This is a genomic window from Sinimarinibacterium flocculans (assembly GCF_003201205.1).
In the GTDB taxonomy this organism is placed as follows: domain Bacteria; phylum Pseudomonadota; class Gammaproteobacteria; order Nevskiales; family Nevskiaceae; genus Solimonas; species Solimonas flocculans.
Window position 1 is genome coordinate 63362 of the sequence record NZ_QICN01000014.1, and the last position, 14891, is coordinate 78252.

Sequence of the window (14891 nt, forward strand, 5' to 3'; positions counted from 1 at the left end):
CATGCGCGCCGTCCTCCCGGTCCTCCTGCTGCTGGTCCTGATCGCCAATCAGGCACTGGCGCTGCACGTGCACCAGGGTCACGAGTTGCACGCGCACGCCCATGCCGGATGGGCGCAGAACGACAGTGGCGACGCCTGGGTGCACAGCCACGTGCTCGATGCCGGTTCGGTCGACGTCGACCACCTGAGCGCGGCCGACGAGAAGAGCGCCGATACCTCCTCCTCGCGTGCGGACACGCCGCGGCTGCCGCCGGTCCTGCTGGCGCTTCTCGCTTTCATCCTGCCGGTTCCGCCGCGGCGCTCTGCCCGGCGCGTGGCCACCGCACGGCCGCGGCCGGCTGCCTCGCCCCGCCCACCGATCTGTCTGCGCCCTGCGCCGCAGGGCCCGCCCCGCTGAGCCTCCCACCGCCGTCCGTTTCGTCCTGAAACCGCCGCGCCCGAGCGGCGCGGTCCACTGCCCCGGGAGGCAGCCATGTCGTTCTTCACCACGCACCCGTTGCCGGCGTGCGTCCGGGCCATCGTCCTGTATGCGCTCGCCCTGTGCTCCGTCGGCGCTGCGGCGTCCACACAGCCCGTAGAGCCGGCCGGTTCCGGTGCCGCGCTGAGCCTCGCGTCCGCGATCCGGCAGACGTTGCAAGGCAACCCCGATCTCGCCGAGGCGGGTCATCTACTGCGTGCCGCGGATGCGCGCATCGCCCAGGCCGGCCAGCGGCCCGCGACCGAGCTGAGCGTGGACGTCGAGAACGTGCTCGGCACCGGCAGCGCGCAGGGCTTCTCCGGCGGCCAGGCCAGCCTGGCGCTGTCGCAGGTGATCGAACTGGGCGGGCGCAGGCAGCGGCGCACCGAGGTGGCCGGCGCCGCCCGCGACACCCTGGCGATCGGCGTGCAGGCGCATCGGCTCGACGTGCTCGCCGAGGTCACGCGCCGCTTCGTCGAGGTGGCCGCGGGGCAGGAGCGGCTGGCGATGAGCCGGCGTGCGGTCGACCTCGCCGAAGGCGCCGAGGCCGACGTCCGCCGCCGCGTCGAAGCGGGCAGGGCACCCGAAGTGGACCTGCATCGCGCCGGTATTGCCCGCAGCCGCGCGCTGTTGGCGCAGGAACATGCCGAGCACGAGCTGCTCAGCGCGCGCCACCGGCTGGCGGCGATGTGGGGCGCGACGCAGGCAGGCTTTGGCGAGGTGACGGCGGACTACTACCGGATGCCGGAGCCGCAGGGTTTCGACGACCTCGTCGCGCGTCTGCGCGGCAACCCGGACTTTCTCCGGTTCGCGTCGCAGGAACGCCTGCGCGATGCGGAGCTGCGGCTCGCGGAGTCGCGCCGGCGTCCCGACGTCGAGTTCGCCCTGGGTGTCCGCCGCTTGCAGGACACGCGCGACGAGGCGCTGCTCGCCTCGGTGTCGGTACCGTTGTTCTCCGCGCGCCGCGCGACGGAGTTCGTTGCCGAGGCGCAGAGCCGCCGGGCCGGCGTCGACGCGGCCCGGCAGGCGGCCTTCGTGCGGACCCAGGCGCAGCTGTTCGAGCTGTACCAGGAACTGCGGCATGCCCTCAACGAGGTGGCAGCGCTGCGTGAGGAGGTGATGCCTGCGCTGGAGACCGTGCTTGGCCAGGCCCGGGCGGCCTACCGCAGCGGTCGCTATGCCTATTCCGAGTGGACCGATGCGCAGCGCGAGCTGCTCGACGCGCAGCGGGCGCTGATCGAGAGCGCCGCCGACGCGCACCGTTACCTCGCCGAAATCGAACGACTCACGGGCGAGCCCGTCACCGCTCCCCGGAACTGAGAAGACCCATGAACCGACTGCTGATCATCGCGCTGGCTCTGCTGCTGACGGCCTGCCACTCCCACGACCCGCACGAGACCGAACATGGCCACGGCCACGATGCCGAAACCGCCGCCGACGAGCCCGAGAAGGGCCCACATCGCGGGCGCATGCTGCGCGAGGGCGACTTTGCCCTCGAGGTGGCAATCTTCGAGAGCGGTGTGCCCCCCGAATTTCACCTGTATGCGACGCAGGCCGGCCAGCCGGTGCCGCCGGAACAGGTCGAGGCGCAGATCGAGCTGATCCGGCTCGGCGATCCGAAGGACCAGTTCACCTTCACGCCGGACGGCGATCACCTCAAGGGGTCGGGCGTGGTCAAGGAGCCGCACTCCTTCGAGGTCAAGGTCCGTGCCGAACACGCCGGCAAGACCTATACGTGGGCCTACGAGTCCTTCGAAGGGCGCACCCGGATCTCGGAGAAGGTCGCGCAGGATGCCGGTATCCGGGCCGAGCCGGCCGGCCCCGGCGTGATTCGCGAGACGGTTTCGCTGTACGGGCGGATCGAGCCCGACGCCGATCGCGTGCGCCGGGTCGTGCCGCGCTTTCCGGGACCGATCCGCAGCGTCGACGTACAGGTCGGCGACGTCGTGAAGGCTGGACAGACGCTGGCCACCGTCGAGAGCAACGAGAGCCTGCGCAACTATACGGTCACCGCACCGATGGGCGGCGCGATCACCGAGCGTCATGGCGGGCCGGGCGACATCGCCGGTGACACGCCGCTGTTCGTCATCGCCGACGTGTCGCGCGTGTGGGCGGATCTGGCCGTGTTCCCGCGTGACCGCGCGCGGGTCCGCGCCGGTCAGCCGGTAAGCGTCCGCGACACCCGTGCCGGCACGACGGGACACGGCACGGTGGACTACCTCGCGCCACTGGGCCGGCCGGCCGACCAGAGCCAGCTCGTGCGCGTGGTGCTGGACAACGCCGACGGCCGCTGGGTGCCCGGCAGCTTCGTCGAGGCGGTCGTCACCGTCGGCGAACGGGCGAAGGATCTCGTCGTGCGCAATGCCGCGCTGCAGACCTTCCGCGACTTCACCGTGGTCTTCGCCAGGGTCGGCGAGCAGTACGAGGTCCGCATGCTCGAACTCGGACAGGCCGACGACGAACACGTGGAGGTGCTCGGCGGACTGAGACCGGGGACCGAGTACGTCACGCAGAACAGCTATCTGATCAAGGCAGACGTCGAGAAGTCCGGCGCCGCCCACGACCACTGAGGCGCGATCATGATCGACGCGATCCTGCACTTCGCCATCGCCCGTCGCGGCCTGGTTCTCGCACTGGTGGCCGGGCTTGCCGGCCTGGGGTTATGGAGCTTCACCCACCTGCGCATCGACGCCGTCCCGGACATCACCAACGTCCAGGTCCAGGTCAACACGGCCGTCCCCGGCTACACCCCGCTGGAAGTCGAGCAGCGCGTGAGCTTTCCGGTGGAGAACGCCATGGCCGGGCTGCCGCGGCTGAGCTACACGCGCTCGGTGTCGCGCTACGGGCTCGGCCAGGTCACGGTGGTGTTCGAGGACGGCACCGACCTCTACTTCGCCCGGCAGCAGGTTGCCGAACGTCTGCTGGCGGCGCGCGCGCAACTGCCGCCCGGCGCGGAGCCGACGCTGGGGCCGGTGGCGACGGGGCTCGGCGAGATCTTCATGTTCACCGTCGATGCCGAGCCGGGTGCGACCCACGCCGACGGCACGCCGATCACGCCCACCGACCTGCGCTCGGTGCACGACTGGATCATCCGACCGCAGCTGCTGCGCGTGCCGGGCGTCGCCGAGGTCAATCCCATCGGCGGCTACCGCAAGGAAATCCTGATCGCGCCCGACCCGGTGCGACTGCTCGCCCACGGCCTCGGCTTCGAGGACGTGATCGCCGCGATCGAGCGCAACAACGCGAACCGTGGAACCGGCTACGTCGAACGCAACGGCGCGCAGTGGCTGATGCGCGTCCCCGGACAGGCGCAGACGCTCGACGATCTGGAGAACATCGTCGTGCGCACCGTCGACGGCATTCCGCTGCGCGTGCGCGATATCGCCGACGTGGGCCTGGGGCAGGAGCTGCGGGCCGGAGCGGCAACGCAGAACGGCCGCGAGGTGGTGATGAGCACGGTGTACATGCTCGTCGGCGCCAACAGCCGCGAGGTGGCCAGCGCCGTCGCCCGCAAGCTCGAAGCGGTGAGGGCGAGCCTGCCCGACGGCGTGACCGCGACCGCCGTGTACGACCGCACGCGCCTGGTCGACAAGACACTGGCCACCGTCGAGAAGAACCTGCTCGAAGGCGCGCTGCTCGTCGTCGCGGTGTTGTTCCTGCTGCTGGGCAACGTGCGCGCCGCACTGCTGACGGCCGCCGTCATCCCGCTGGCCATGCTGATGACGATCACCGGCATGGTCCGCAGCGACACGTCCGCCAACCTGATGAGCCTGGGGGCCCTCGATTTCGGCCTGATCGTCGATGGCGCGGTCATCATCGTCGAGAACTGCCTGCGCCGGCTCGGCGCCGCCACGCATGCCGGCGCGCTGCCGCTGCGCGAGCGCCTGGAAGTCGTCTTCGACGCCACGCGCGAGGTCATCCGCCCGGCGCTGTTCGGCGTGTTCATCATCACCGCGGTCTACCTGCCGATCTTCGCCCTGAGCGGGGTCGAGGGAAAGATGTTCCACCCGATGGCGCTGACCGTGGTGATGGCCCTGGCCTCGGCGATGCTGCTGTCGCTGACGTTCGTGCCGGCGATGATTGCGTTGCTGTTTCGCGCGCCGGTGCGCGAGAAGGACGTGGCGGTCATGCGTTCGGCGCGCAGGCTCTACGAGCCGGCGCTGAGATGGGCGGTGCGTGCGCGCGTTGCGGTCGTCGGCGGTGCGGCGCTGCTGCTGGCGCTTGGCGGCACGCTGGCGACGCGTCTCGGTTCGGAGTTCATTCCCAACCTGGACGAGGGCGACATCGCCATGCACGCGCTGCGCATTCCCGGCACGTCGTTGAGCCAGGCCGTGCAGATGCAATACCAGCTCGAGAACGCCGTGCGCGCGGTGCCGGAGGTGGAGCGCATCTTCGCGAAGATCGGCACCGGCGAGGTGGCATCGGACCCGATGCCGCCGAGCGTGGCCGACAACTTCATCATGCTCAAACCGCGTGAGCAGTGGCCCGACCCGCGCAAGCCCAAGGCCGAAGTCGTCGCCGACATCGCCCGCACCGTCGCGCCGATTCCCGGCAACCGCTACGAGTTCCTGCAGCCGATCCAGATGCGCTTCAACGAACTGATCGCCGGCGTGCGCTCGGAACTGGCGGTCAAGGTGTTCGGCGACGACTTCGGCACGCTGGTCGACGTCGGCCATCGCATCGAGGCGGTGTTGAGCGGGATTCCGGGCGCGGTCGATGTCCAGGTCGAGCAGGCCACCGGCCTGCCGGTGCTCACGATCACGCCGCGGCGCGAGATGCTGGCTCGGCTCGGCGTCAACGTCGCCGATCTGCAGGACATGCTCGCGACTGCGCTCGGCGGCAGCGTGGCCGGCACCTACTACGAGGGCGACCGTCGCGCCGACATCGTCGTGCGCCTGCCCGAAACGCTGCGCGGCGACGTCCGCACCCTCGGCCGGCTGCCGGTGCCGCTGCCCCAGGGCGGCTATGTCCCGCTGGCCGAGATCGCCGAGCCGCAGATGCAGGACGGTCTCAACCAGATCAACCGCGAGAACGGCAAGCGTCGCGTGGTGATCACCGCCAACGTCCGCGACCGCGATCTCGGTTCCTTCGTCGACGAGGTCCGCGAACGTGTGCAGGCGCGGGTCGATATCCCGCCGGGATACTGGGTCGAGTACGGCGGCACCTTCGAGAACCTGGCGTCGGCGGCACGCCGACTCGCCGTCGTCGTGCCGGTCACGCTGGTGCTGATCTTCGGACTGCTGCTGATGGCGCTGGGTTCGGCGCGCGATGCCGCGGTGATCTTCAGCGGCGTGCCGCTGGCCCTGACCGGCGGCGTGTTCGCGCTGCTGCTGCGCGGCATCCCGTTCTCGATCTCGGCGGGCGTCGGCTTCATCGCCCTGTCCGGCGTGGCCGTGCTCAACGGACTGGTGATGGTGTCGTTCATCCGCGAACTGCGGGCGCGGGGGCTGGAATTGGAGCAGGCCATCGTCGAGGGCGCGCTGACACGCCTGCGGCCGGTGCTGATGACGGCGCTGGTCGCGGCGCTGGGCTTCGTGCCGATGGCCTTCAACACCGGCATCGGCTCCGAGGTGCAGCGTCCGCTGGCCACCGTGGTGATCGGCGGCATTCTCAGCTCGACCGTGCTGACGCTGCTGGTGCTCCCGGCGCTATACCGGCTCGTGCATGCGCCGCTGCCGCGCAGGCAGGCGGACGCCGCGACCGCGCCAGCCTGAGCCGTGGCTCAGGTCGTGGCGAGACGGTGCGCCAGGCCGAGCGCGGCGCTGGCGGCGAGTACGAGGATGAGGTTCAGGTGCAGACGCAGCAGCGCGATCATCGCTGCCGCGCCCAGCAGCAGGGCCGCCGGGTCGAGGGACTCCAGTTCCGGCACCGGCAGGCGCATGCCCGCAACGGTGCGCGTGTCGACGTCGGCGAACAGCACGTGCAGCGCGAACCAGACCGACAGGTTCAGGATCACGCCGACGACGGCGGCGGTGATGCCGGTCAGTGCCGCGGACAGCCAGGCGTTGCCGCGCAGCCGTTCCATGTACGGCGCGCCCAGGAAGATCCACAGGAAGCACGGCACGAAGCTGACCCAGGTCGACAGGCTGGCGCCGAGCACGCCCGAGAGCAGCGGCGGCAGCGTTCCCGGCTCACGCCAGGCCGCGAGAAAGCCGACATAGGTCAGCACCAGGATCAGCGGTCCGGGCGTCGTTTCCGCGAGCGCGAGGCCTTGCACCATCTCGCCCGGCGCGAGCCAGCCGTGGCGGTCGACCGCCTGCTGGGTCATGTAGGCGAGCACCGCGTAGGCGCCGCCGAAGGTGACCACGGCCATCTTGCTGAAGAAGACCGCCTCCTGCGTGAAGACGTGGCCGGCGCCCAGGCTCAGCAGCAGCACGAGCACCGGCAGCCCCCACAACGCGGCCCCGGCGAACAGAACCCGCAGTGTCCACGCCGTGGACGGCTGCGCGTGTTCGGGACCCGGATCGTCGGCGGCGGCGCCGTCCTGCGGCTTGCCCACACGGAAGACCCGTGGTGCGAGGCGATGACCGGCCAGACCGATCAGGCCGGCCGCGGCAACGATCAGCGGAAACGGCACGCCGAAGGCGAAGATCGCGATGAAGGCCGCCGCGGCCACGGCGTAGAGCGCAGGGTGACGCAGTGCCTTGCGGCCGACGCGCATCACCGCCTCGACGACGATCGCCAGCGTGGCCGCCTGCATGCCGAACAACAGTCCCTGCATCCAGTGGAGTTCGCCGTAGAGCACGTAGGCGACGGCGATCGCGGTGATCAGCAGGAAGCCCGGCAGGACGAACAGCACGCCGGCGACGATGCCGCCCAGCGTGCGGTGCAGCAGCCAGCCAACGTAGGTCGCGAGCTGCTGGGCTTCCGGCCCGGGCAGCAGCATGCAGTAGTTGAGCGCATGCAGAAAACGTGTTTCCGAGATCCAGCCCTTCTCCTCCACGAGCAGCCGGTGCATCAGCGCGATCTGCCCCGCCGGGCCGCCGAAACTCAGCAGGCCGATCTTCAGCCAGACGCGCAGGGCTTCGGCGAAGGGAACCGGTTTCATCGTCCGGGCTGGTGTTGGCGGCTCGAGGGTCAGCTCGTCGCGCGGCGTCGCAGCGCGCCCGGGCCGATGCCGGTGATGCGCTTGAAGGTGCGCCGGAACGCGGCTTCGCTCTGGTAGCCGAGCTGGTCAGCGACGGATGCGACCGACAGCTGCGGGTCGGCGAGCAGGCGCTGCGCTTCGGCGATGCGCCAGTCGGTCAGGTACTGCATCGGACTGATGCCCAGGCAGTCGGTGAAGGCCTGTGCGAACGAGGTGCGCGACATCGCCGCGACGCCCGCGAGCTGATCGACACGCCAGGCGCGGCCCGGCTCCGCGTGCATCGCCGCCAGCGCGCGAGCGAGTCGCGGATGGGCGAGTGCGGCGAGCAGGCCGCGGGGCTCGCGTGCCTGCGCGGCATGGATGCAGAACACCATCACGAACAGGCTTTCGGCGAGCTTGTCGAGCACGACGCGCTGACCCGGCAGGCTGTGGTGTGCCGTGTACGACAGTACGCGGGCGAGATCGCGGAAGGCTTCGCCGCCGTGTTCGGCCCGCACCACCACGGCGTCCGGCAGGGCCGCCAGTACCGGATCGCGACCGCGCCCGGCGTACTCGAACTCGCCGCAGATCAGCGTGCTGAACGAGCTCGCCTCGTCGCCCTGCGACGGGTCCGAGGCCAGCGTGTGCGGGCTGCCGCGCGGCAGCAGGATCAGGTCGCCCTGCTGCAGTGCCACCGGCTGCTCCAGCGCGGGGCTGTGCACCCAGCAGCGCCCGCGGTCGATCAGGTGGAAGCTGCCGTGCGTGGCGGATCGTGGTTCGTCCTCGAACCACGATCCGCAGAACTCGGGCACGGCGACGATCGACACGCGCAGGCTGTGTGCGGCCAGCACGGAGGCCAGTACGTCTTCGCGCAGCGGTTCCGTCATTCCCCCGACCTCCGGTGCCGCCCGTCGCGGCCGCCACTCGGACTGCGCTGTTCGCGCAAGGTTCATGCCGGTCGCGCGTCACGGCGCAGCATGACCGGGGCCCCCGCAATCTGGCGCGCCTGGAGGGAATCGAACCCCCGACCCCAAGCTTAGAAGGCAGGAGTTCTTTTCTCCATTCTCCATTGATACCATTGGAATTTCCCAGATTGTCGGCAGGCTCATCTGCACGATATCTGCACTGAGAGTGTCCAATGGCATCGATCCGCAAGCGGTCCCTCAACGGCGAGGCGCGTTGGGACGTCACTGTAACCCGACGTGGTGCGCCAAGGCAGACACGCACGTTCCGCACGAAGGCCGCGGCCGAGCGTTGGGCAAGAGAGACCGAGCGGGACATCGAGCGCGGCGCATGGCGCAGCACGGCGATGGCGGAACGGACCACACTCGCGCAACTGCTGGAGCGGTACCGCGACGAGGTCGCGCCCACCAAAAAGTCGGCGCACGACCTGAAAGGCCGGCTCAACCGTCTGCGCGACTTCGACATTGCGCGCCTCAACCTCATCGCAGTTACTCCAGAACGGCTCGTGCAGTTCCGGGAATCGCGGCTCAGGACCCGGGTTCGGCTCGGCGGCCCACGCGGCAAGACGCTGCGCCCGATCGCGACTCAAACCGTGAGGCACGAGTTGAAGCTGATCGGCACAGTCATCAAGCATGCGATGCGGGAATGGGGGCTTGAGCTGCCTGCCGGCGATCCGTTGCGCAACGTCAAGCTTCCGCCTCAAGGTCGACCTCGCGATCGGCGAACCCAGGGCGACGAGTACGAGCGCATCCTGAACGAGGCGCGTGCCTCGAAGTCCGCGAGGCTCGCCCCTGCGATCGAGCTTGCAGTCGAGACGAGCATGCGGCGAGGGGAGATCTGCAATCTGGTCTGGCGCGACATCGATCTTGATCGCCGTGTCGCAAGGTGCAGGGAGACGAAAAACGGTGAGCCGCGCGATGTAGCGCTTTCCCGGCGTGCTGTGGAGGTTCTGAAATCGCTACCGCGCCATGATGGCGACAACGGGGCGGCAGTCATCGGCATCAGGCCGGGGAGCTTCTCCCAAGCGTTCAAGAGGGTATGCGAACGCCTGGAACTGGAGAACATCAGGCTGCACGACTTGCGACACGAAGCTGCAAGCCGTCTCGCCGAGAAGCTCAACGGTGACGTCATCGCTCTCAGCACGATGACAGGACACAAGACGCTGAGCATGCTCAAGCGCTATACGCACCTGCGTGCGGAAGACGTGGCGAAGCGGCTCGATTAAACTTTTCAGGTTGCGCCTGTAGCTCAACTGGATAGAGCACGGACCTTCTAAGTCCGGGGTTGGGGGTTCGATTCCCTCCAGGCGCGCCATTGAGTGCTGACGGAGAGCAGTTTGAAGACGCTGTTTGGGACGATCACCCGCAGCGCTGCTTCACGCAATGTCTCGATCTGTATTTCCGCGCGTGCCTGCGCGAATTCAGGGCTGTTGGGCTGAGCCTTCACTGCATCGATCAAAGCTTCATTGAATTGAGCGACGGCCTGATCGAAGCGATGCGGATTCACCGTTGCGGCTTTCGAAAGGGCCTGCCGTGAGATGCCAAGCGCGGATGCGGTCCGCGCCATCGAGAGCGGTGTCGAGGCTCGGCGTGCCAAACCGACGGCTAGGTCGCGGCCGCTTATCGGGTGCTCTGGATGGGCGACTGCGTAGGCCAGGCGTCTCACCTGATACGGCTCAACCTCAACGCCCAGCTTCCATATCGCTTCCATCGATTGCTGCATGACTCGCGCTGCCTTGTCTACCGCCTTTTGCCGACTATTTGGTCGCAGCGGATCTCGTGGGCGACGGAGCTGCAACCGACCGAACAAGTCGGACGCGCGCTGCCAGCGTTGAACTTCGTCCGAGTACTTCTTGAGCACTGTGCGCCGGTCAGGCAGCGCTACATCCGCATCAGTGGTCCAGCTGGCCTCAAGGCCCCTGACACGATCCAAGAGCTGTTCTTCCAGCCGCGCTACGTCTACAGACCATGCTGGTGGGCGCCGGATTCTGCGGTGATCACTACAGCGCCGATCATCGCCCGTCGCTGCTACATAGGACGGGTTCCCCCTGTTGACTGTTGCGCGCGATGGCGCCCCGCAGAATTCACACGAGCCGGTTCGAAGGGTGACACGCAGCGATCCGGCGGCGTGTTCCGCCGCGATCGCGCGCTCGAGGGCCAGCAGGCCGGAGTAGAGGCTAAGAGCCGCTTCATGGATAGCTGTATTGCGCCAGCCCCAGAGCGCTATGTGCTGGTAGGCCGCAAGAACCTGGCGCCATTCCCTTGGAACCGGACCCGGAGTAGCCAGGCGCTCTAGTGTTGAGCTCACGTCGAAAGCCATGTCCGGCAGGCCTTCGTGGAACAGCAGCGCTTGAGGTTGGATAAGAGTCGTCAACGAAGATCGAGCCAAGGGGACCAGCGCACGATGCGTGCGCACCCTTGCCCCAGTGCCCGTTCGGATCAACTCCCAAGCGACGGAGACCGAATCGTCGTCGAGTCCTTCGGTAATCTCGCGCCAGACATGCCTGTATCTGCCGCCGCATTCAGAGAGCGCGAGCATGATGAGCAAATCGCGCAACACCGTACGCCCGATCCCGGTCGTATCAGCAGTCCTCGATATCGCTTCTTCCACGCGTAGGACGGTTGACCGAACAAGATCCCGGCTGCATCCGACGCTGGCGGCAATCTCGGCCTGGTTAGTGCCGGAAAGGTGATCGAGCCAGAGCGCGAGCTGTCGCAGCTTTAACCCCACCTCGACAACATTGCAGGCCAGATCTCGCAAGTCGGACCCGCCAAACCGAAGCGGCTCGGACTCATTTCGTTGAGCGGCAAGCTGTTCTGCAGCCAGCTCCAAACGGGACAACACGCCTGAATACGACCTTGGCACACGGTGATGCCTTGGGCAGTAGCGCCTGCTCGGCCGCAAGCGGGAGTGGCCCTTCCCGTTTCCGTCAGATGCGACGTACTCCGTGGGTGAGCCGCAGCACGCGCACAGATCGGGAATGTCAACCATAGTCCATAATAAATACGATTATGACGACATTTTTGACGGTTAAAGCATGGTAGCAGAGATGGTGTCGGGTGACGATGGCATCACACAGATGCACACGGTTACGCCCGCATGCAAACCAATCATGCTGATCCAAACGACGTCGACAGCCCGGACAGCCCAGTCCTGTCCCTGGTCGGTCTCGCTCGCTACCTAGGGTTGCCGTACACGACGCTGAAGGCGTCGCGGAGCCGCTGTCCGGACTCGCTCCCGCCACCGTTCCATACGCGACCGCTGCGCTGGCGGCGCCAGACGGTGGACCGCTGGCTCGCAGCACGGGAGCTCGAAGAGCAACAGCGGATCGCGCGGTCGATGCAGCCGGTGTCGCGCAGGGCAGCGTCAGGTCTGGTGTAGGCCCACCCGATGTCGATCCGCTCCACGAATTGTCCAGCGGACAGTGGCGATCCAGGAATCGCGGCACCGACTGAGCCGCGTTTCGCATGCGAAACGCAAGGCACCTTCGAGCAGCTGGACCTTTTCCTCGCAGACATCTCGGACGCGCCGCCGAAGGGTGACCGCGCAACACTCGAGTTCCCGTTCTTTTCTCTCTGCAAGAGGCCGGGAAGCAGCGTTCGCCGCTACGAGTTCGCCGGCGTCCGCGTTGAAATCATCCCCAGTGCGCGGGGCGCGCCCACGATCTACGACGCGGACGTTCTGTACTACTGTGCCGGTCAGCTAACTGAGGCTGCAAATCGCGGACGCACGCTCGGGAAAACGCTGCACGTCCGAACGTACGATTTGCTCAAGAGCACGCAACGGGGTCTTGGCGGCGGCCCCATGCAGCGTCTTATCCAGGCGCTCGATCGGCTGACCGGCGCTCGGATAAAGACGAACATCCGTACCGATGGGCTCCAGGCCGTCGAGAGTTTTGGGCTGGTCGACGGCTATCGACTGCTCGACCGCGCCTGCGTCCACGACCCGAGGCTCAGCATCACACTGTCGGACTGGCTGTTTCGTGCGGTCCAGGCGCGCGAAGTTCTGACGCTTGATCCGGCGTACTTTGGCCTGACAAGTGGCCTCGAGCGCCGCCTCTACCTGATCCTCAGGAAGCACCTAGGCAACCAACCGGCCTGGTCGATCCGCCTTGAAAATCTGCACCGAAAGTCCGGCAGCGAAAGCTCGCTGCGGCGGTTTCGGTTCGAGATTCACCACTTGGCAGCACGCAGCCTCGCGCCGCCTCTCGACCGATTCATTCTGCAGATTCAGAACGACTATTTCCGAGCGTATAGCCGCGACTCGCGAGGCACGTCTGCCCTGCTCACAGACATCCAGCGTTCCCGAAAAGCCACTACTTCCGGCGATTCCGGGGTGGCGCGTCGATGTGGGGAAATCCTGTGATCGGGCATGGCTTATCGCGAACGCGCGCCCCATCACGATCATGGCTGATCAGGAACGGCCGATCATGGCTGATCGGGAACAACCGCAGGCCGCAAACCTGCGCCGCCGCTGCGTTTCCGCGGCCCGTAACGCGCGCGCGCGTTTCTAACTTCAAGAAAAAGCTCTTAACGCGAAGGCGCCACAGCGGACCTGTGGATAAGGGTTTCGCATGCGAAACGCCCCTCATTCTTTTCGACACTCCGGGCGCAAGGCCCAGCAGGAGGCATCCGATGAACGCTCTCACCCTCCAACAGTTGGCCAAGCGCTTCGCCATCGTCGCCATGGCGATGATCCCGCTCGCGCTATGGATCGGCACCGCACGTGCCGACGATTGGGTCGAAGACTGGTTCGACCAGTCGATCAGCGGCGGCCCCAGCTCGTTGCAGACGCAGCAACGTGGGTACTACAACGCCGGCTCGTTCAGCGGCCGCTGGCGCATGACGAACGACTACCTGCTCACTGTACAGCCGCCGCGCATGCAAGCCGGGTGCGGCGGCATCGACCTCTTCGGGGGCGCGTTCTCGTATCTGGACACCGAGTATCTGGTCGAGAAGTTCCAGCGCATCATCCAGGCCGCGCCGGCTTTCGCGTTCGAGCTCGCAATGCAGGAGTACTGCAAACCGTGTAGCTCGGCGATGCAGACGATGGAGCAGATCACGGACTACCTGAATTCGATTCAGGTGAACGACTGCCGGATGTCGAAGCAGGTAGCGGCACTCGCGGTGTCAGGGGACACGTCCGTATTCGACGGCATGCGCGAGAAGGCCACCCAGGGCAAAGGCATCCTCGATGGGGTACTGAAGAACACCCAGGACTTCAACGATCAGACGGCCGCCGGCAATGGTGCCTCGCCGGTGAGCCAGGCCGACGCAATGTCCGAGTGTCCGACCGTCTTCAAAACGGTTTTCACAAACGGGTCGGTTGTCGGCAACGCGGCCGAGCTGTTGGACCTCGATGAGTACGCCGACCTGGCGCGCGGCCTGATTGGCGACGTGCACGTCGACTACAGCGACGCTACACGCACCTGGATTGTGATGCCGGTCGAATCGTGCGCCGGCAATGACCAGATTGACGGCTTCGATCTGATCATCGGCAAGATGGAGAAACGTGCGCCGGTCGCCGGTGCAACGGCCGGCGCGTGCAGCGTCGCCAGCTCGTCGAACATCGCCGACTCGATCGCGGACCGGCTGACCGGCATCGCCGCGAAGATGTCGGTCGGTGGCGCACAGCTGCTTTCGGCCGACGACCGCGAGTTCCTGAGCCGCGCACCGTTCCCGCTCTACAACCTGCTGCGCGACGCGACGGCACAGCAGACGGTTCCGGAGACGATCGACGCACTGGTGCTTCCGCTGTCGACGGCGTATGCGGCACGCATGTTCGACGACTTGCACAAGATGACCAAGCTCGTCTTATCGAAAGCGCGCGAAGTCCACGAGCTGCAGCGACATAGCGCCGGCACCCCGCAGAAATGCAACGTCGCCCACATCGCCGGCGCCTACGAGCGCGTGGCGGCGATGGAAGAGCGCTCCCTTCGATACCGAGAGATGGCGAAGGCGCACTACGCGGCGCAGGTTGCCGATCTGTCGACGAACATCGCGCTCGCGCACGAGATGCTGAGTCAGCGGCAGCGAGACCTGCAGATGAAAACCAGCGCGTCGAAGTGATCCCCATGCGCACGTTCCTGCGGTGCAGCCCCGTTCTGCTGCTGTTCGTGCCGTCGTGGGCCTATGCCCTCACAATGGAGTACATCACCTACAACGCCTTCGACGAAACGGTCGCGGCGTTCAAGCGCCTCGGGCTGATCGTTTCCGATCCGGGCTTTGTCATCCTGGCCGCGTGCTTTGTGGCGGTGACATGCATCGGCGGCTCGATCTTCTTCGGCACACAGGCGCTCGGCGGCCGAGGTGGCAACCCGATGTCACTGATCACGCCGTTCCTGATCGGGATCATGCTGTTCTGGGGCATGGTCCTGCCGAAAGGTGCGCTGCAAATCTACGACCC

Annotated in this window: 11 protein-coding genes and 1 tRNA gene; 10 read left to right on the forward strand and 2 right to left on the reverse strand. The window is 67.1% G+C overall.

Annotated features, from left to right (window positions below; all coding sequences use genetic code 11):
* Nucleotide 1 precedes the first annotated feature (1 nt).
* The 4 genes from C8D93_RS18990 to C8D93_RS19005 all read left to right on the forward strand — a co-directional run bounded on the left by C8D93_RS18990 (nucleotide 2) and on the right by C8D93_RS19005 (nucleotide 6171).
* Nucleotides 2–397, forward strand: coding sequence for a hypothetical protein (locus C8D93_RS18990; RefSeq protein WP_110266820.1), 396 nt, complete (start codon nucleotides 2–4; stop codon nucleotides 395–397).
* A gap of 75 nt (nucleotides 398–472) precedes the next feature.
* Entirely contained in the window at nucleotides 473–1777 is a 1305-nt protein-coding gene (locus C8D93_RS18995; protein ID WP_110266821.1) for a TolC family protein, read from the forward strand.
* Nucleotides 1778–1785: 8 nt separating this feature from the next.
* The gene (locus C8D93_RS19000; RefSeq protein ID WP_110266822.1) at nucleotides 1786–3027 is read left to right on the forward strand and encodes an efflux RND transporter periplasmic adaptor subunit; all 1242 of its coding nucleotides are present in this window, start codon (nucleotides 1786–1788) and stop codon (nucleotides 3025–3027) included.
* Between the two features lie 9 nt (nucleotides 3028–3036).
* Entirely contained in the window at nucleotides 3037–6171 is a 3135-nt protein-coding gene (locus C8D93_RS19005; RefSeq protein WP_110266823.1) for an efflux RND transporter permease subunit, read from the forward strand.
* An 8-nt stretch (nucleotides 6172–6179) separates the two neighbouring features.
* Here the strand turns inward: C8D93_RS19005 and chrA are convergent, their stop codons facing one another.
* On the reverse strand, nucleotides 6180–7505 hold the full coding sequence (gene chrA, locus C8D93_RS19010; RefSeq protein WP_110266824.1) for a chromate efflux transporter: 1326 nt from the start codon (nucleotides 7503–7505) through the stop codon (nucleotides 6180–6182).
* Nucleotides 7506–7534: 29 nt separating this feature from the next.
* Nucleotides 7535–8410, reverse strand: coding sequence for an AraC family transcriptional regulator (locus C8D93_RS19015; protein WP_170124123.1), 876 nt, complete (start codon nucleotides 8408–8410; stop codon nucleotides 7535–7537).
* A 251-nt stretch (nucleotides 8411–8661) separates the two neighbouring features.
* On the opposite strand from C8D93_RS19015, the gene C8D93_RS19020 reads away from it, so the two are divergent.
* From C8D93_RS19020 to C8D93_RS19045, 6 genes are all read left to right on the forward strand, one after another.
* Entirely contained in the window at nucleotides 8662–9711 is a 1050-nt protein-coding gene (locus C8D93_RS19020) for an integrase (RefSeq protein WP_110266826.1), read from the forward strand.
* A gap of 12 nt (nucleotides 9712–9723) precedes the next feature.
* Nucleotides 9724–9800: transfer RNA gene (locus tag C8D93_RS19025), tRNA-Arg, on the forward strand.
* Nucleotides 9801–10022 (forward strand): hypothetical protein, encoded by a 222-nt coding sequence (locus C8D93_RS19030; RefSeq protein ID WP_110266827.1) that lies wholly within the window; start codon nucleotides 9801–9803, stop codon nucleotides 10020–10022.
* 1854 nt (nucleotides 10023–11876) lie between these two features.
* Nucleotides 11877–12851, forward strand: coding sequence for a replication initiator protein A (locus tag C8D93_RS19035; RefSeq protein ID WP_110266828.1), 975 nt, complete (start codon nucleotides 11877–11879; stop codon nucleotides 12849–12851).
* A 293-nt stretch (nucleotides 12852–13144) separates the two neighbouring features.
* The gene (locus C8D93_RS19040) at nucleotides 13145–14554 is read left to right on the forward strand and encodes a conjugal transfer protein TraH (RefSeq protein ID WP_170124124.1); all 1410 of its coding nucleotides are present in this window, start codon (nucleotides 13145–13147) and stop codon (nucleotides 14552–14554) included.
* A 5-nt stretch (nucleotides 14555–14559) separates the two neighbouring features.
* A partial coding sequence (locus tag C8D93_RS19045; RefSeq protein WP_146216667.1) for a conjugal transfer protein TraG occupies nucleotides 14560–14891 on the forward strand: 332 nt, incomplete at its 3' end.

Coding starts and splice junctions, on each gene's coding strand:
- C8D93_RS18990 (WP_110266820.1), top strand. CDS start 2: ATGCGCGCCGTCCTCCCGGTCCTCCTGCTGCTGGTCCTGATCGCCAAT.
- C8D93_RS18995 (WP_110266821.1), top strand. CDS start 473: ATGTCGTTCTTCACCACGCACCCGTTGCCGGCGTGCGTCCGGGCCATC.
- C8D93_RS19000 (WP_110266822.1), top strand. CDS start 1,786: ATGAACCGACTGCTGATCATCGCGCTGGCTCTGCTGCTGACGGCCTGC.
- C8D93_RS19005 (WP_110266823.1), top strand. CDS start 3,037: ATGATCGACGCGATCCTGCACTTCGCCATCGCCCGTCGCGGCCTGGTT.
- chrA (WP_110266824.1), bottom strand. CDS start 7,505: ATGAAACCGGTTCCCTTCGCCGAAGCCCTGCGCGTCTGGCTGAAGATC.
- C8D93_RS19015 (WP_170124123.1), bottom strand. CDS start 8,410: ATGACGGAACCGCTGCGCGAAGACGTACTGGCCTCCGTGCTGGCCGCA.
- C8D93_RS19020 (WP_110266826.1), top strand. CDS start 8,662: ATGGCATCGATCCGCAAGCGGTCCCTCAACGGCGAGGCGCGTTGGGAC.
- C8D93_RS19035 (WP_110266828.1), top strand. CDS start 11,877: ATGTCGATCCGCTCCACGAATTGTCCAGCGGACAGTGGCGATCCAGGA.